The organism is Actinoplanes oryzae, assembly GCF_030757795.1.
Taxonomy (GTDB): Bacteria; Actinomycetota; Actinomycetes; order Mycobacteriales; family Micromonosporaceae; genus Actinoplanes.
In genome coordinates, this window is record NZ_JAUQWH010000021.1 from 16610 (window position 1) to 33961 (window position 17352).

General features: G+C 71.9%; 13 protein-coding genes. 11 read left to right on the forward strand and 2 right to left on the reverse strand.

The features are described 5' to 3' along the window. The first annotated feature begins 1 nt into the window (after nt 1). From RBH18_RS10080 to hpf, 10 genes are all read left to right on the forward strand, one after another. Entirely contained in the window at nt 2-1222 is a 1221-nt protein-coding gene (locus tag RBH18_RS10080) for an SIS domain-containing protein (protein WP_306206105.1), read from the forward strand. Continuing rightward, nucleotides 1219-2181: a cation diffusion facilitator family transporter gene (locus RBH18_RS10085; RefSeq protein WP_306206108.1), complete on the forward strand. Its 963-nt coding sequence runs from the start codon at nt 1219-1221 to the stop codon at nt 2179-2181. Before RBH18_RS10080 ends, RBH18_RS10085 begins: the two co-directional genes overlap by 4 nt. Before the next feature lie 71 nt (nt 2182-2252). Further along, complete coding sequence (manA, locus tag RBH18_RS10090) at nt 2253-3407, forward strand: mannose-6-phosphate isomerase, class I (protein ID WP_306206111.1); 1155 nt, start codon at nt 2253-2255, stop codon at nt 3405-3407. 454 nt (nt 3408-3861) lie between these two features. Beyond that, complete coding sequence (locus RBH18_RS10095; protein ID WP_306206113.1) at nt 3862-4704, forward strand: helix-turn-helix domain-containing protein; 843 nt, start codon at nt 3862-3864, stop codon at nt 4702-4704. Between the two features lie 55 nt (nt 4705-4759). Then, a complete protein-coding gene (locus RBH18_RS10100) occupies nt 4760-4954 on the forward strand; it encodes a DUF397 domain-containing protein (protein ID WP_306206115.1) in 195 nt (64 codons plus the stop codon). Between the two features lie 159 nt (nt 4955-5113). Next, nucleotides 5114-5803: an MtrAB system response regulator MtrA gene (gene mtrA, locus RBH18_RS10105; protein ID WP_014688036.1), complete on the forward strand. Its 690-nt coding sequence runs from the start codon at nt 5114-5116 to the stop codon at nt 5801-5803. A gap of 178 nt (nt 5804-5981) precedes the next feature. After that, complete coding sequence (mtrB, locus tag RBH18_RS10110) at nt 5982-7805, forward strand: MtrAB system histidine kinase MtrB (protein ID WP_306206191.1); 1824 nt, start codon at nt 5982-5984, stop codon at nt 7803-7805. Next, nucleotides 7802-9649 (forward strand): LpqB family beta-propeller domain-containing protein, encoded by a 1848-nt coding sequence (locus RBH18_RS10115; protein WP_306206125.1) that lies wholly within the window; start codon nt 7802-7804, stop codon nt 9647-9649. The genes mtrB and RBH18_RS10115 overlap by 4 nt, the downstream gene beginning before the upstream one ends. A 277-nt stretch (nt 9650-9926) precedes the next feature. Then, nucleotides 9927-10742 carry a ComF family protein gene (locus RBH18_RS10120; protein WP_306206193.1) on the forward strand — a complete coding sequence of 272 codons (816 nt, stop codon included), beginning with the start codon at nt 9927-9929 and terminating at the stop codon, nt 10740-10742. Nucleotides 10743-11160: 418 nt separating this feature from the next. Then, on the forward strand, nt 11161-11772 hold the full coding sequence (gene hpf, locus RBH18_RS10125; RefSeq protein WP_306206127.1) for a ribosome hibernation-promoting factor, HPF/YfiA family: 612 nt from the start codon (nt 11161-11163) through the stop codon (nt 11770-11772). A 36-nt stretch (nt 11773-11808) separates the two neighbouring features. Here hpf and RBH18_RS10130 read toward each other — a convergent pair whose 3' ends face one another. Further along, on the reverse strand, nt 11809-12936 hold the full coding sequence (locus RBH18_RS10130) for a GNAT family N-acetyltransferase (protein WP_306206130.1): 1128 nt from the start codon (nt 12934-12936) through the stop codon (nt 11809-11811). Next, nucleotides 12933-14018, reverse strand: a complete 1086-nt coding sequence (locus RBH18_RS10135; RefSeq protein ID WP_306206132.1) for a GNAT family N-acetyltransferase — start codon at nt 14016-14018, stop codon at nt 12933-12935. Before RBH18_RS10135 ends, RBH18_RS10130 begins: the two co-directional genes overlap by 4 nt. 175 nt (nt 14019-14193) lie before the next feature. Between RBH18_RS10135 and secA the strand changes: the two genes are divergently transcribed. Then, on the forward strand, nt 14194-17094 hold the full coding sequence (secA, locus tag RBH18_RS10140) for a preprotein translocase subunit SecA (RefSeq protein ID WP_306206134.1): 2901 nt from the start codon (nt 14194-14196) through the stop codon (nt 17092-17094). Nucleotides 17095-17352 lie beyond the last annotated feature (258 nt).

Here is a 17352-nt window from a genome sequence, read left to right on the forward strand (position 1 = left end):
CATGGCAAGCCCCGACGACGGGACGGCGGGCCTCAGCGGGCGCCGCGTCGCCGACGAGTCCCTGCTCGCCGACGAGAAGGAGATGCTGGCGAACGACCCGGGCGGCATGCTGCGCGCCACGGCGTCCGCCGGTGCCCAGGTACGCGAGGCTGCGTCGCTGGCCGCCGAGGCCGACCTGACGAGCCTGGCCGACGAGGGCCGCCCCCGTGCGGTCGTGGTCGCCGGCATCGGCACCGCCGGGCTCACCGGCAACATCCTGTCCACGGTCGCGGGCCCCCGCTGCCCGGTTCCCGTGATCGGGCACCGCAGCGCGGGCATCCCCGGCTGGGTGGGTGCCGCCGACGTGGTGATCGCCGTGTCCGCGTCCGGCCGCAGCCCCGAGGCGCTCGCCGCCGCGGACGCCGCCACCCGGCGCGGGGCCCGGCTCGTGGCCATCGGCCGCCCCGACTCCGAGCTGCAGTCGATGGCCGAGCGGGCCCGGGCGCCGTTCATCCCGGTGCCCCGGCGGGCGCCGGCCCGGGCCACCCTGTGGGGCCTGGCCGTCCCGGTGCTACTCGCCGGTCGCGCGCTCGGCCTGGTGAAGGTCAACGAGGCCGACTTCGCCGAGACCGCCACCCGCCTGGACGCCGACGCCGAGCGCTGCCGCCCGGCCGCCGAGTCGTTCGTCAACCCGGCCAAGTCGCTCGCCCTCGACATCGCGGGCTCGGTCCCGATCGTGTGGGGCTCGTCGCCGCTGGCCACGGTCGCGGCCCGGCGCTTCGCCGACACGCTCGCCGCCAACGCCCGCTACCCGGTGATGGCCGGTGCGCTGGGCGAGGCCGGCCGCGGCCGCGTCGGCCTGCTCGACGGCCCGTTCGGCGGCCTGGCCGAGACGTCCCGCGACATCTTCGCCGACCCGGAGGACGAGGAGGCCACCACCCGGCTGCGCCTCGTCGTGTTCCGCGACGGCGGTCTCAACCCGGAGGACGACGCGGACGAGCCGGTCGCCGTCGAGGAGCGCCGGGCGGAGGCCGTCCAGGTCCTCGCCGAGCGCCGCGGCGTGCGCTGCGACGTGCTCACCGCCGAGGGCGGATCCGCGCTGGAGCGGCTCGCGTCGCTCACCGCGGTGCCCGACTTCGCGTCGATCTACCTGGCCCTCGCGCACGGCCTCGACCCCATGGCCGTGCCCGCCATCAACGAGATGAAGGAACTGAGCAATCCCATGCCGGAGACCCTGCAGTGAGTGCTGAAGGCGGCACCAAGGCGATCATCGCGGCGCTGTCCGCGAACCTCGGCATCGCCCTCACCAAGTTCATCGCGTTCCTGCTCACCGGCAGCTCGTCCATGCTGGCCGAGTCGATCCACTCGGTCGCCGACTCCGGCAACCAGGGCCTGCTGCTGCTGGGCGGCAAGCGCTCCCGGCGCAGGCCCACCCGCGAGCACCCCTTCGGGTACGGGCGGGAGCGCTACATCTACGCGTTCATCGTCGCGATCGTGCTGTTCAGCGTGGGTGGCCTCTTCGCGCTCTACGAGGGCTGGCACAAGATCCAGCACCCCGAGCCGATCGAGAGCTGGCAGTGGGTGCCCGTCGCGGTGCTGGTGGTTTCCATCGGCCTGGAGGGCTATTCCTTCCGGACGGCGATCAAGGAGTCCAACCACACCCGCGGCAAGATCGGCTGGGTCGACTACGTGCGCCGGGCCAAGGCGCCCGAGCTGCCCGTGGTGCTCCTGGAGGACGCCGGTGCGCTGACCGGCCTGGTCTTCGCGCTCTTCGGTGTGGGCCTGACGCTGATCACCGGCAACGGCATCTGGGACGGCATCGGCACGCTCTTCATCGGCGCGCTGCTCGTGGTCATCGCGGCCGTGCTGGCCATCGAGACCAAGAGCCTGCTGCTCGGCGAGGGCGCCAATCCGGAGGACATCACCAAGCTGCAGAAGGCCATCACGGCCGGCCCGGGCGTCGAGCGGGTCATCCACATGAAGACGCTCTACCTCGGCCCCGAGGAGCTGCTCGTCGCGGCGAAGATCGCGGTCCCGCCGACGGAGAGCGCCGAAGAGGTCGCCCGGCACATCAACGAGACCGAGCAGCGCATCCGGGCGGCCCTGCCGATCGCCCGCGTGATCTACCTCGAGCCGGACATCTACAGTCCGCAGCTGGCCGCCGCCGCGAAGGAAGAGGCCGCTGCCGAACCGGCGCACTGACGCACTTCCGGGACCCGCGAGTCACGTGCTCGCGGGTCCTTCCATGTCCAGACGTTTAAGGAGGCGGCCCCGTGGCTGCTGTTCTTCCGCTGACCGGCGTGATCCGCCCGTACGCGTGGGGCTCACGCACCGCCCTGGCCGAGCTGCAGGGTCGCCCGGCCCCGACCGAGGAGCCCGAGGCCGAGCTGTGGCTGGGCGCGCATCCCGGTGACCCGTCCACGGTCCCGGGCGACGCGGGCCCGGTGACCCTGAACACGTTGATCGAGCAGGACCCCGCGGGGCAGCTCGGTGCCGAGGTGGCCGCCGAGTTCGGGACGCGGTTGCCGTACCTCATGAAGGTCCTGGCAGCCGGAGCCCCGCTCTCGCTGCAGGCGCACCCGGACGCCGAGTACGCGAAGCGTGCCTTCGCCGCGCAGGAGGCCGACCCGGCGGCGCCCAGGAACTACACCGACGCGTTCCACAAGCCGGAGATGCTCGTGGCGCTGACGCCCTTCGAGGCGCTGTGCGGCTTCCGGGACCCGCACGCGGCGGCCGACGAGCTCGCCACCCTGGGCATCGACCGCCTCGGCCCGGTCGTCGATGCGCTGCGCAAGGGCGTCGACGGGCTCGCCTTCGCGGTGCGCACGCTGCTCGAATGGCCGGCGGACGACCGCGCCGCCCTGATCGCCGAGGCCGCGGGCGCGCCGCTGGTCGCCCGGCTCGCGGAGAGCTATCCGGCGGACCCGGGCGTGCTGGTCGCGCTGCTGCTCAACCTCGTCCGGCTGGAGCCGGGCCAGGCGATCTGGATGCCGGCGGGAAACCTCCACGCCTACCTCAGCGGTACGGGCGTCGAGATCATGGCCGCGAGCGACAACGTGCTGCGCGGGGGGCTGACGCCGAAGCGCGTGGACGTGGACGAGTTGCTGCGCGTGCTCCGCTTCGAGGTGCTCGAGGAGCCGATCCTGCCGGCGACCGAGGTGTCTCCCGGGGTGGTGACGTGGCGGGTTCCCGTACGGGAGTTCGCGCTGTACCGGATGACGCTGACCCCGGCCACGCCGCCGCAGCGCCTGCCTGTCGACGGGCCGCGGATCGTGCTGGGCGTCGCGGGGGACACGTTCGTGGCGGAGGCCGTCGACGGGACGCCGGTGGAGCTGACTCCGGGGACTGCGGCGTACATCCCCGCGGCGACCGGGGCGGCGACGGCGGCGGGCGTGGGCGAGCTGTTCGTGGCGGCCCCGGCAAACTGACTTTTCCGACTTTTCCGGATTTGCTTGACATGGGCTGTGCGGAGTGTGAATCTATAACCACGCAGCGTCACTGGTGATCGGGGGGTCCCACGACGCGCGCGGTACCAAACCGGGGGGATGAACGGGGCGGCGGGTCTTCGGGCCTGTCGCCTCGTTCGCTTTCCCGGGACTTTTCGCGTCTGTCGCCCAGTGGCGCCCGGGTCGTCGCCGGAAGCGGGTGTGGCCAGGCGTTCCGCCCGTGACATGGAAAAGCGAACCGGTGGTTGCCGCCATCCGGTTCGCTTTCCGACATCCGCGCCCCGCCCCCGCAGGCGAAGCGCAGGTGGTGCCTGGTCTCCCGCCCGGCGACCCGCACCAAGTCGTACCTCCTATCCCATTAGCACATGGTCAGGGCGGATCTGCAAGTGCAGATCGTGGTCTGCAAGTTGCACAGAGTCGCCGGTACGGTGGTCGCGTGGCGCGATCGACATCCATGGCTGCCCGTCGGGAACTCGGAGAGGAGCTGCGCCGCCTGCGCGGGGAGCGCCGGGGCTCCCGGGTGGCGGCCGAGCTCCGGTGGTCGGAGTCGAAGCTGTCCCGGATCGAGACGGCCCGCACCGGCATCAGCGACGCCGACCTCGAGCGGCTGCTCGACCTGTTGGGCGTACCCCAGGGGGAGCGTGCCCCGCTCCGGGAGCTGGCGCGTCGCGGCCGGGCCCGGGGATGGTGGGCGCCCTACCGTTCCTCCGTGGCCGAGCCTTATGACGAGTACGTGGCATTCGAGGCCGAAGCCATGCGGATGTGCGAGTGGGAGCCGCAGCTCGTGCCGGGCCTCCTGCAGACCGACGAGTACGCGCACGCGATCATCCAGGTGGGTGCCGACGTCCGCGATCCGGAGGTGCTGCAGCAGCGCACCGCCCTGCGCATGGCGCGCCAGAGTGTGCTGACCCGCGACCCCGCGCCCGAGCTCTGTGTGGTGCTGGACGAGGCCGTGCTGCGGCGCGAGGTCGGCGGCGCCGGCGTGCTCAGGCGCCAGCTGCAGCGGCTGTACGACGCGAGCCAGCGCCCCCGGGTGGAGGTCCGCGTGCTTCCCTTTCGCGCGGGGTCGCACGCCGCGCTGACCGACGCCTTCGTGATCTTCGACTTCGACGACCGGCCGCCGCTGGTGCACACCGAGGATCTGGTCGGCGGGCAGCTGCGTACCCGTGGCAGGGATGTGCAGGTCTACCGCGATGCGTTCGACGATGTCCGGTCGCGCGCCCTTGATTTGTCCGAAACACGCAGTTTCATCGCCCGATCAGTGGAACGTCTCGGCTGATCGGGCCCACCGGACGTTATCTCCACGGACTATTCATTCCGTGGAAGGTATTACATTGCAGCAGCCCACTCTGACCTGGCGGAAGAGCTCTCGCAGCGGGGCCGCCGGGCACTGTGTGGAGATCGCTTCGGCCGCGGCCGCGATCTTCGTACGGGACAGCAAGGACGTCTCGGGTCCGGTGCTCGAGTTCGGGCGTGCGGGCTGGCAGGAGTTCATCGCCGGCGTGCGCGCCGGGGAGTTCGACCGCTGACGGCTCCGTGACGCCGGTGCGGGCGGCGCCGCCGTCCGCATCGTCCCCCTCACTCTCTGGCTTTTCCGGGCCCGCCACGCCATGATCGGCAGGCCCGTCGCGATGGTGATCGACGGGCGGTCACACGGGCCGGAAGGGGACAGTGCAATATTGGATCGCATGAGAGCCCGCGTACTCGTCGTCGACGACGACCCCGCGCTGGCCGAGATGCTCGGCATCGTCCTGCGCAGCGAGGGCTTCCTGCCCTCGTTCGTCGCCGACGGTGAGCGGGCGCTCGCCGCGTTCCGGGAGAACAGGCCCGACATAGTCCTGCTCGACCTGATGCTGCCCGGGATGAGCGGCATCGACGTGGCCCGGGCCATCCGCGCCGAGTCCGGCATCCCGATCGTCATGCTGACCGCCAAGAGCGACACGGTCGACGTGGTGCTCGGCCTGGAGTCCGGGGCCGACGACTACGTGGTGAAGCCCTTCAAGCCCAAGGAGCTGGTGGCGCGCATGCGTGCCCGCCTGCGCCGGGGCGAGGACGCCGCCCCGGAGATGCTGACCATCGGCCCGCCCGGCAACCAGATCACCATCGACGTCCCGGCGCACACCGTGTCGCGCGACGGCGAGGAGGTCAAGCTGACGCCGCTGGAGTTCGACCTGCTGGTCGCGCTCGCCCGCAAGCCGCGCCAGGTCTTCACCCGCGAGGTGCTGCTGGAGCAGGTCTGGGGCTATCGGCACGCGGCCGACACGCGGCTGGTCAACGTGCACGTGCAGCGGCTGCGGGCCAAGATCGAGCCGGATCCGGAGCGGCCGGAGATCATCCTGACCGTGCGCGGGGTGGGCTACAAGGCCGGCACGGGCTGAGCCTCTTTCGTCCCCTGGCCCCGCTCCCCGCTGCCGCGGGGAGCGGGGCCTCGTGTTTGTCCACAGGGTCGACGCGGCTTGTCGGGGGTCGGGGCTAACCTTGGCCCCGATGCGTGCTCCTGCCTGGCTTCCGATGCCCGTCCGCCGCCCCCTCCGCGTGGTGCGGCGGCAGTGGCGCATGGCCCTGCGCAGGCTCAAGCGCTACTCCGCCCCGGCCCGCCGGGCGTGGCGGCGCTCCCTGCACCTGCGCGTCGTCACGCTCACCCTGGTCACGTCGAGCCTGCTCGTGGGGGCCTTCGGCTGGTTCATCGCCGACCGCAGCACCAAGATCCTGCTCGACCGCGCCGAGGACGAGGTGCACTCGCAGATGGTCGGCAAGGTCGACTATGCGATCAGCCAGCTGACCGTGCACCGGCAGGTGCGCGACCCGAAGCTGCCGGTCACGCTCAACAACACCGTGACGCGGCTGGCGGCCGGCGACCCCGACGAGACCGGCGGCGCCATCCTCGAGCTGCGCGCCGACAGCATCCCCGACCTCAAGCCGGTCACGTCCGCCAAGTTCGACACCAGCACGCTGATCAGCCGGGAGCTGCGGCACGACGTCTCCGGCGAGAGCCTCGTCGCCCAGCAGATCCGCACCACCGACGTGGGCGGCGAGCCGGTGAAATACCTGGTCTACGGGTCGCCGGTGCCCGCCGTCTTCGGCCACCTCGAGCTCTACTACATGGTGCCGCTCACCACCGAGGACCGCGCGGCCAACGAGATCCGGACCACGGTGCTCGTCACCGGCCTCGCGCTGGTGATCCTGCTCGGCGTCATGGCCGGCCTGGTCACGCGCATGGTGGTGACGCCGGTCCGGGTGGCCGCGCGCACCGCCCAGCGGCTCTCCGCCGGCCTGCTCGACCAGCGGATGAAGGTCGACGGCGAGGACGACCTCGCGCTGCTGGCCGCCTCCTTCAACCAGATGGCGGCCAACCTCCAGCGCCAGATCGTGCGGCTGGAGGAGATGTCGCGGCTGCAACGGCGCTTCACGTCCGACGTGTCCCACGAGCTGCGCACCCCGCTGACGACCGTGCGGATGGCCGCGGACCTCATCTTCTCGTCGCGCGACGAGTTCGACCCGGCCGTGGCGCGCAGCGCCGAGCTGCTGCAGGCCGAGCTCGACCGCTTCGAGGGCCTGCTCACCGACCTGCTCGAGATCAGCCGCTTCGACGCGGGCTTCGCGGCGCTCGACGCCGAGCACACCGACCTGGTGCCGATCGTGGAACGCGTCGCCGAGCGGCTCACCGGCCTGGCCGAGCGGGTCGGCGTCGAGATCGTGCTCCGCCTGCCGGACACGCCGGTCATCGCGGAGGTCGACCCCCGCCGCGTCGAGCGCATCCTGCGCAACCTCGTCGGCAACGCGGTCGAGCACGGCGAGCGCAAGCCGGTCGAGGTCACCATGGCCACCGACGACGCCGCGGTCGCCGTCACGGTCCGGGACCACGGCGTCGGCCTCAAGCCGGGGGAGGAGCGCCTGGTCTTCAACCGCTTCTGGCGCGCCGACCCGTCGCGGGCCCGCCAGACCGGCGGCACCGGCCTGGGCCTGTCCATCTCCGTCGAGGACGCCCGCCTGCACGGCGGCTGGCTCGAGGCCTGGGGCGAGCCCGGCGGCGGTGCGCAGTTCCGCCTGACCGTGCCCGTCCGCTCCGGCGACCGCCTCGTCGCGGCGCCGCTGCCGCTGATCCCGCGCGACCGGGCCGTCGACGCGCTCCCGGCGCCCGGCGCGCCCGCCCAGCTCCCTGCGCCTGGGGCGCCCGCCCAACTTCCGGTGCCCGGTACTTCCGCCCAGCTTCCGCCCCGTCCCGCGGCTGCTGCTCCCGCGAGTGCCGGTTCCGCGGCTGCCGGCTCGGCGGCCGCTGGGCCGGCGGACGGGTCCGAGATCGAGGTGTCGTCCGCGGAGCCTTCGCGGGCGCCGGACGTTGTCGCCGGGGACGACGAGCCCGCGGAGGTGGGTCGATGAGGGGCGGCCGGGGTCTGCGCCCGCTGCTGGCCGGTGCGCTGGCGGCGGCGCTGGTGCTCGGGGGCTGCGGCATCCCCGACGAGACCGACGTCGAGCGTCTCGCGCCGGGTCCCTCGCAGGGGCAGTCCTCGGAGAACGAGTCCCAGCGGTCCAAGCCGACCCGCGAGGAGGCGGCGGACGACACCACCGCCCTCGTCGAGAACTATCTCGAAGCCGCGGCGGCCGGCGACCCGGACTCGTCACTCGAGCAGGTGAAGAGCTTCCTGTCGCCGTCGGCCGCCATCCCGTTCGCCAAGCTGCCGGCCACCATCAAGGTCATCCACCTGGTCGAGGACCCGCTCGTCAACCCGGGCAGCGACGAGGTCACGCTGCAGGCGCGCACGGTGGGGCTGCTCACCCCCGACGGCATCATGGAGGCGTCCCCGGACTCCGGCGTGCAGACCTACAAGCTGACGGTCGCGCGCATCACGGGCAAGGACGGGCTGTTCGTCACCAAGGCGCCACAGGTGCTGCTGCTGACGGACCAGGCGCTGACCTCCTACTACGACCAGCGCACCATCTACTTCTGGAACAAGGATCACACGTCGCTGGTGCCCGACGTCCGGTGGATCTCCGCCGAGGTGCCGCCGGTGCAGGTGCCGCAGCAGATCATCAACTGGCTCATCGACGGTCCCTCGGCGTGGCTGGAGAATGCCGTCGACCCGCTGCCCGAGGGCACCCAGCTGATCGGCAACGTGCCCGCCGTCACCGAGGGCAAGCTGCAGATCAACCTGAGCAACCAGGCGATCGACCCGGCCGACGGCGAGGATCCCGGCAAGGCGCTGGAGCGGTTGCGGCTGCAGCTGATGTGGTCGCTGCGCAAGCAGCTGCCGCGGGTGCTCGAGCTGAAGATCGGCAACCAGGAGCAGCGGGACTACTCCGGCGACGACTACCTGACCAGCAACGCGTCCGACCAGCTGGCGGCCACGCCCGAGCGCTTCATCGTCTACAACGGCGAGGTGCGGCGGCTGGACCTGTCGGCGGGCTCCACCGAGCCGGTGCCGGTGCTGCGGGCCGAGGACAACCGCAACGTGCGCTCGGCCGCGATCGCCCGCGGCATGGCCGACCACGGCTATGTCGCCCTGGTGGCCACCGAGAAGGGCAGCCCGGTGCTCCGGGTCGGCAGCGCGGCCCCCGGCGAGTCGGCCAACCTGCACTCGGTGCCGTTGCCGGGCGAGCCGTCGGCACCCCCGGTGTGGGCGCTGACCGACGACGACGCCCAGAGCGGCGAGCTGGGGATGCTGATCATCGGCGGCAAGCTCTACAGCTTCTCGGCCGAGGGACCGGCGCTGCGCGAGATCAAGTGGACCGGCCCGGCCGGCCCGATCACCTCCGTGGCGGTGGCCCCCGACGGCCGCCGCGTCGCGCTGGTCGTCGGCGGCAAGCTCTACGTGGCGGCGCTGACGGCCGAGGGCGACGAGCCGGAGCTGACCGCGCCCCGCTTCACCGAGGTCGTCGACCTGGCCACGGTCACCGCCGTCGACTGGGGCACCGAGACGGCCGTCGTCGTCGCGGGCACCCGCAGCGACCGCAACCGCGTCGCCATCGTGGCCAGCGAGATCGACGGCAGCCTGCGCACCGAGATCCTCTCCGACCTGGGCACGACGCCGGTCACCTACCTGGCCGCGTATCCCGTCAGCCCCACCACCGGCAAATACGTCCCCGACATCACCGAGTACATGTCCAACGGCGCGGCGTTCGACGTCCTCTCGGGCCCCGAGACCATCGAGACCGACGACCTGACCGGCGACGTCCAGAACCCGCCGGCGGGCGTCCGGCCCGTCAACCCGTTCTTCCTGCGCTGACCGCGGGTCCTCGCCTGCGCTGACCCGGGGCCGCGCCTGGGCTGACCCGGGGCCGCGCCTGCGTTGACCCGGGGCCGCGCCTGCGCTGCCCGGGGCCTTGCCCGGTGGGGCCTTGCGCGCTTGGCCGGGCTCAGCGATCGCCGGCCTCGGCGTGGCTCGGCCTTCGTGGGAGTGCGGACGATGTGGTTGAGGCTGGGAGGTTCGGGTGCTGAGCGGGCGGGATGTCGAGGCAGGGGGCTGGGCGCGTCGGGCGGCAGGGGCGCTCGGGTCCGCGGGGCTGGGCGGGGATTTGGCGGATCTGATTTTGCCCAGCGCCTGTGCGGGGTGCGGCGCGGAGCGGGTGCCGTTGCGGTACGGGACGTGTGCGAGCTGTGTGACCGAGCTGGAGGCGCTCCGGCCGTACCCGACGGCCCCGACGCCTTCGCCGGTGGGGATGCCGGCTTGCGTGGCGGCCGGGGCTTATGCGGGGGCTCTGCGGCAGACGCTGCTGGCGTACAAGGAGCGGGGGCGGCATCGGCTCGCGGGTCCGCTCGGGGCGGTGCTGGCGGCGTCGATCGCTGCGGCTGCCGTGTGGGGTGGCGGCGGGCGGCGCGGGCCGGTTGTGGTTGTTCCCGTGCCGTCGACCGCTGCGGCCGTACGGGAGCGGCACGGCGACCACATGGCGAGACTGACCGCACACGCTGTGCGCCGTCTGCGGGACGCTGGTTGGCAGGCTCGAATGACTCGGCCGTTGCGGGCGCTTCCCCGCCCTGACTCGGCGTCACTGGACGTGAGCGGACGGGCCGCGGCGGCTGAGAGTTCACTGCGAATAAGGGGTGACGGGATCCGTATTCCGCGGCGGCGGCCGACGATCAGGGGCACGCTGATAGTGGTGGACGACATCGTCACGACGGGGGCCACGCTGGCCGCAGTGACGAGCCGGCTGCGGGAGGTGGACATGCAGGTCACGGGTGCCGCGGTGCTGGCGGCGACGCGCCTGCGCAGATCCCGCGCCGCAGCCGGTGGCCCCGGCGTGCCGTGGTCGGCGCCAGGGCCGGAAGTCCCGCCATCGGGTTGTCGAACGAGGGGTGACGGGCGGGCTTCGGCAGGTTAGCGTTCTGGTGACGAGGACAAGCGCGATTGCTTGTCCGCCACCGGGAGCGAAGTCGAAGGTCCGACCCGCCGCACCGGAAAGGAGCGTCCTCGCAAGCCTTTTGCCGGTCGTGCGCGTGGGATCGCTCCGCGAAAGCGAAACCAGCCGAGCAAGCGAAGCGAGCCGAGCAAGCGAAGCCCGCCGGGTGAGTGAAGCCCGCAACGCGGATGCAGCCCGCAAGGCGGATGCAGCCCGCAAGGCGGATGCAGCCCGCGGCGCGGAAGAGATCAGCCGAGCTGATCAATCCCGCGAGCGAGCGCAGCCGGCCCGGTCGAGCGGAGCTTCCCCGAGCTGGGTGAGCAAGCGAAGCCAGGCAGTCCCGCCGGCGCCGGCACCAGCACGTAGCTGTTGATTTGGCCAACGTTGGGGGAGGTCACGAGTGGACATTGTCGTCAAGGGCCGCAACGTAGAGGTTCCCGATCACTATCGGGAACACGTCGCCGACAAACTGGCAAAAGTCGAACGGTACGACCAGAAGCTCATCAGGGTCGACGTGGAGCTCTTCCACGAGCGTAATCCGCGGCAGTCGGACAACTGCCAGCGTGTGGAGATCACGGTGGTGACCCGCGGGCCGGTCGTGCGGGCCGAGGCCTGCGCCAAGGATTTCTACGCCGCGCTGGACGTGGCGATCAACAAGCTCGACGCCCGGTTGCGTCGCGCCGCCGACCGCCGCCGCGTGCACCGTGGCCGGCACGCTCCGGTGTCCGTGGCTGCCGCCACCGCCGGGCTGCCGACCGACCTGCCGAGTGTGACACCGCCGGACGACGGGCTGGTCGACCTGCAGGAGCAGGACGACAACCAGCCGTGGCGCATCGTGCGCGAGAAGGAACACCCCGCGGACCCGATGACGGTGGACGACGCGCTCTTCCAGATGGAGCTCGTCGGCCACGACTTCTACCTCTTCCATGACAAGGAGAGCGGCCGGCCCAGCGTCGTCTACCGCAGACGCGGTTACGACTACGGCATCCTCAGCCTCGAGACGACGGGGTAGCGGCTGCTCGGAGGCCGGCGGAAGCCGGCCTCCCCCTCACTCGGCAGTGGCGTGGGCCAGCAGATCCTCGGCCAGGAGAACGAACTGGACGTCGTCCGACCGGCGGCCGTCCGGGCCCGGCAGCCGCGAGCGCAGGTAGGCCTCGCGCCGGAAGCCGGCCTTCTCCAGCACCCGCTGCGAGCCGAGGTTGGTCGGCAGGGCGCCGGCGATCAGCCGGGCGATTCCGGTCTCCGCGAAGGCCCACAAGGCCACGAGCTGGGCCGCCCGCGTCGGGTAACCGCGCCTGCGCCACGCCGGCATCATGCTGTAGCCGATCATCGCCTGGGCGGTCGGCGGCTCCATGTAGTACAGGCCGATCTCCCCGGCCAGGGCGCCCGTGGCGGTGTCGACGATCACCAGGTCGGCGCGCTCTCCGGCCAGCCAGGCCGCCTCGCTGCGGTCACAGCGCTGCTCCATCTTCCGGCGGCTGGGCGGCACCGGCGGCACGGTGGTGGCCACGACGTCCGGCAGGCTGTGCAGCTCCAGATAGAAGTCGAGATCCTCCGGGGCGAGCGGCCGCAGGGTCACCACGCCGTCGGAGAGCTCGCCGCCGGGCAGGTCGGGCAGCAGCCGTACGACGGGATCCGGCGGGTCACCGGCCAGGCGGGCGAAGACGAGGAGGTCGTCGCGGCCGCCGTCGCGATCCTGGACGGCTCCCCGGCGTACGCCCTCGCGCTGGAAGCCACCCGCGAGCGCGACCCGCTGGCTGGTGCCGTTCTCCCAGTGGGTGAGCAGCTCCAGGCGCTTGAGGCCGGTGCTGAACGCGTGCTCGGTCACCGCGCGGAGGGCGGCGGTGGCGACACCCCGGTGGCGCGCCCCGGGCGCTGTCCAATAGCCGATCTCGGCCTGGCCGCGCTCGGCGATCACCCGGTCGAGTCCGACGCCGCCCAGCAGCCGGTCGGTCGCCGGGTCGGCGACGGCCCAGAAGCCGCCGCCCGCCGCGATCATGCCCGGCACGACGTCGCGCAGGTAGTTGTCGGCGTGCGTGCGGGTGAAGGGGATCGGCAGCGCGGGCAGGAAGCGCCGCAGGTCCCAGTCGTTGTACGCGACCAGCAGATCGTCCAGGTCATCGCGGGTCAGCGCGCGCAGCACGACGCCGTCGCCGGAGATGGTGGGAACCCTCACACGACCTCTTCTCTCAGCAGCGACGCCACCCGGGCGTCATGCCGCTCACCGTTGATGATCAAAGCCTGCCTCATCAGGCCCTCCACGGTGAAGCCCGCTTTGACCGCGACGCGGACGGAGGCGTCGTTGCCGTCGGCCGCGCGGATCTCCAGGCGGCTCAGCCCGAGCGCGTCGAACGCCCACCGGCTGAGCGCCTTGACAGCGGCCACGGCATGCCCCTGGCCCCGCGCCCGCGGCGCCACCAGATAACCCAGCTCGCCCACCGCCGGGTCGCGGGTGGTCACCCGCACATCCACCGATCCCTGGTACGCGTCCCGCCCGTCGACGATCGCGAAGACCGCCTCCTCGCCCCGGGCCCACAGCCGCGGCACCTCGTCGCGGACGTGACTCTCCGCTTCGGCGCAACCGTAGGGCAACCGGACCCCGAACCACCTGACCACGCCGGGATCGTTCATCGCCGTCACGAGGGCCGGGATGTCGCGCTCCTCGGGCCTGCGGAGCGTCACCGGGCCGGCGTCGATGACCGGGGGCCCGGCGTGGAAGGTGCGGGCTGAGCGGCGTACCGGAAAAGGCAGGTCCCGGGCCTCGGCCGCGAGGTCGCCGGGGGTCAGCGCGCCCAGCCACTTGTCGGGCGCGGGCCGGATGCCGATCATGCGGAAGCCGATCCGCAGCGCCGTGACGCGCGACGCGTGATTACCCACCGCAGCGCGCCAGTCGATACGCTTCAGCCCCTCCCCGAACGCCCAGCTGCACAACGCGCGACCGGCCCGTTCGGTCACTCGGCGTCCCCGGGCGGGCCCGGCCGCCCAGTAGCCGATCTCCGCGGTGCCGGCCCCCTCGTCGACGGCGTGCAGGGCGACGCCGCCGAGCACCTCCCCGCCCGCGAAGATGCCCAGGTCCAGCGCGCGGTGCCGGCCCTTGCCGATGAACTCGACGGCGTCGGCCAGCCGGTAGGGATCGGGCCACCCGCCCAGCCAGCGGCGCAGCTCAGGGTCCTGACACGCCCGGGTCATCGGCTCCGCGTCGGCGAGCCGCCACGGCCGGATGAGGAGCTCGTCCACGGAAATCTCGGGGGTCCGCACGCGGCCATCCTCGCGCGCTGAGCGGCCGTGTCGCCACCGGGTCGCGCGGTGCGCTGTCAGCGAACGAGCCGGGCGATTTCGGCGCCTTTGTGCCGTTGGCCCGGGGCTCGGGTCACAGCCTCCCAGCAAAGGCGCCTACGATGGGTCGGCAGACCGTCTAGGGGAGCGTTGACCCGTGTCGATTTTGGAAAAAGTCCTCCGCGCCGGCGAAGGCCGACTGGTGCGTCGCCTCAAGGCGATCGCCGACGCGGTCAACTCGATCGAGGACGAGTACACCGACCTGACCGATGACGAGTTGCGCGAGCAGACCGCCGAGTTCAAGCAGCGGTTCGCCGACGGCGAGTCGCTCGACGACATGATGGTGGAGGCGTTCGCGGTGGCCCGCGAGGGCGCCCGCCGCGTGCTCGGTCAGCGCGCCTACGACGTCCAGCTCATGGGCGGCGCCGCCCTGCACTTCGGCAACATCCCCGAGATGAAGACGGGTGAGGGCAAGACCCTGACCGGTGTCTTCCCGGCCTACCTCAACGCGCTCAGCGGCGAGGGCGTGCACATCATCACGGTCAACGACTACCTCGCGCAGCGCGACGCCGAGTGGGTCGGCCGGGTGCACACGTTCCTGGGCCTGACGGTCGGCGTCATCCTGCCGAACAGGCCCGCCGCCGAGCACCGCGCGGCCTACCAGTGCGACATCACGTACGGCACCAACAACGAGTTCGGCTTCGACTACCTGCGCGACAACATGGCGTGGTCGGCGAGCGAGCTGGTGCAGCGCGGGCACAACTTCGCCATCGTGGACGAGGTCGACTCGATCCTCATCGACGAGGCCCGCACCCCGCTGATCATCTCCGGCCCCGGCGAGCACTCCCAGCGGTGGTACGGCGAGTTCGCCAACCTGGTCGGCCGCCTGCAGAAGGGCAAGGACGGCGAGGGCGACTACGAGGTCGACGAGGCCAAGCGCACGGTGGCGATCACCGAGCGCGGCGTCGCCCGGGTCGAGGATCGGCTCGGCATCGACAATCTCTACGAGTCGGTCAACACCCCGCTCGTGGGCTACCTGAACAACGCCATCAAGGCCAAGGAGCTCTACAAGCGCGACAAGGACTACATCGTCGACGAGAACGGCGAGGTCCTGATCGTCGACGAGTTCACCGGCCGCATCCTGCACGGCCGCCGCTACAACGAGGGCATGCACCAGGCCATCGAGGCGAAGGAGGGGGTGGAGGTCAAGCAGGAGAACCAGACCCTGGCGACCATCACCCTGCAGAACTACTTCCGCCTCTACAACAAGCTGGGCGGCATGACGGGTACGGCGCAGACCGAGGCCGGCGAGTTCAATCAGGTCTACAAGGTCGGCGTCGTGAGCATCCCGACGCACCGCCCGATGGTCCGCGTCGACCACCCGGACGTCATCTACAAGACCGAGAAGGCCAAGTTCAACGCGGTCATCGAGGACATCGCCGAGCGGCACGCCACCGGCCAGCCGATCCTCGTCGGCACGGTCTCCGTGGAGAATTCCGAGATCCTCTCGCAGCTCCTGCGCCGCCGCGGCATCGCGCACAGCGTGCTGAACGCGAAGTTCCACGCCCAGGAGGCGACGATCATCGCCCAGGCCGGGCGCAAGGGCGGCGTCACCGTGGCCACCAACATGGCCGGCCGCGGCACGGACATCCTGCTCGGCGGCAACCCCGAGTTCCTGGCCGCGTCCGAGCTCGCCCAGCGCGGCCTCGACCCGGTCGAGAGCCCGGAGGAGTACGCGAAGGCCCTCGAAGAGGTCCTCCCGGCCTGGAAGGAAGCCTGCGAGGCCGAGGCCGCCGAGGTCCAGGCCGCCGGCGGGCTCTACGTCCTGGGCACCGAGCGCCACGACTCCCGCCGCATCGACAACCAGCTGCGCGGCCGCTCCGGCCGTCAGGGCGACCCGGGCGAGTCCCGGTTCTACCTGTCGCTGCAGGACGACCTGATGAAGCGGTTCCGCGCCGGCGCCGTCGAGGCGGTCATGGACCGCTTCAACATCCCGGAGGACGTCCCCATCGAGTCGAAGATGGTGACCCGCCAGATCCGTAGCGCGCAGACCCAGATCGAGGCGCAGAACGCCGAGATCCGCAAGAACGTCCTCAAGTACGACGAGGTCCTCAACAAGCAGCGCATGGTCATCTACGCCGAGCGCAAGCGCGTGCTCGACGGCGAGGACATGCACGACCAGGCCCAGCACATGATCGACGACACGGTCACCGAGTATGTGCGCGCGGCCACCTCCGAGGGCTACGCGGAGGACTGGGACCTCGAGCAGCTCTGGGCCAACCTCAAGCGGCTCTTCCCGCTGACCCTCACGATCGACGACGTCATCGAGGAGAACGGCGGCGAGCGGGCCGGCATCGACCAGGACTACCTGATCGAGAAGATCAAGACCGAGGCCCGCAACGCCTACCAGGCCCGCGAGGACGAGCTGGGCGAGGAGGCCGTCCGCGAGCTCGAGCGCCAGGTGCTGCTCGCCGTCATCGACCGCAAGTGGCGCGAGCACCTCTACGAGATGGACTACCTGCAGGAAGGCATCAGCCTGCGGGCGTACGCCCAGCGCGACCCGGTGGTCGAGTACCAGCGCGAGGGCTTCGACATGTTCAACCAGATGATGGAGGGCATCAAGGAGGAGGCGGTCGGCTTCCTCTTCAACCTGGAGGTCCAGGTCGAGGAGCAGCCCACCGTCACGGTCGACCCGTCCCAGGCCGTGGCGATGCCGCGGGCCGGCGACGACGAGCCCCAGGTCGAGGTCCGCGCCAAGGGCCTCGGCGCCCCGGCCACCCGCCCGGCCAACCTCCAGTACACGGCCCCGACCATCGACGGCGAGGCCGGCGCGGGCGCCCCGCAGATCCAGCAGGAGCCGCAGAACGCCCCGGCCCTCGGCCTCGGCGGCTCGCCGGTGGTCCCGGCCAGCCCGGCCCACACCGGCGCCCACCGCGCCCCGGCCAGCCGCACGTCGGGCCAGGCCGAGGCGAGCAACGGACCGTCCCGCAACGCCCCGTGCTACTGCGGCTCGGGCAAGAAGTACAAGCGCTGCCACGGCGCCCCGGGCGCGGTCTGATCCTTCGACCGGCAGCGAGGCTCCGCTCCGGCCCCCACGGCACCACGCCGTGGGGGCCGGCGTCATTTCCGCCCCGCGCGGTCTTCCTTACTCGGCGCTCGTCTCCACAATCCTGCGTGTGGCACCGTGTCCGGGGCGGATCGCGTGGCTGGGTGACGGGTTAACGCCCCGCGCGTGGCATGCGGGTGGCACCTGTCGACAGCCCGCGCATGGGATGCGTGTGGCACCTGCCCATGGGCCGCGCGCGTGGGATGCGTG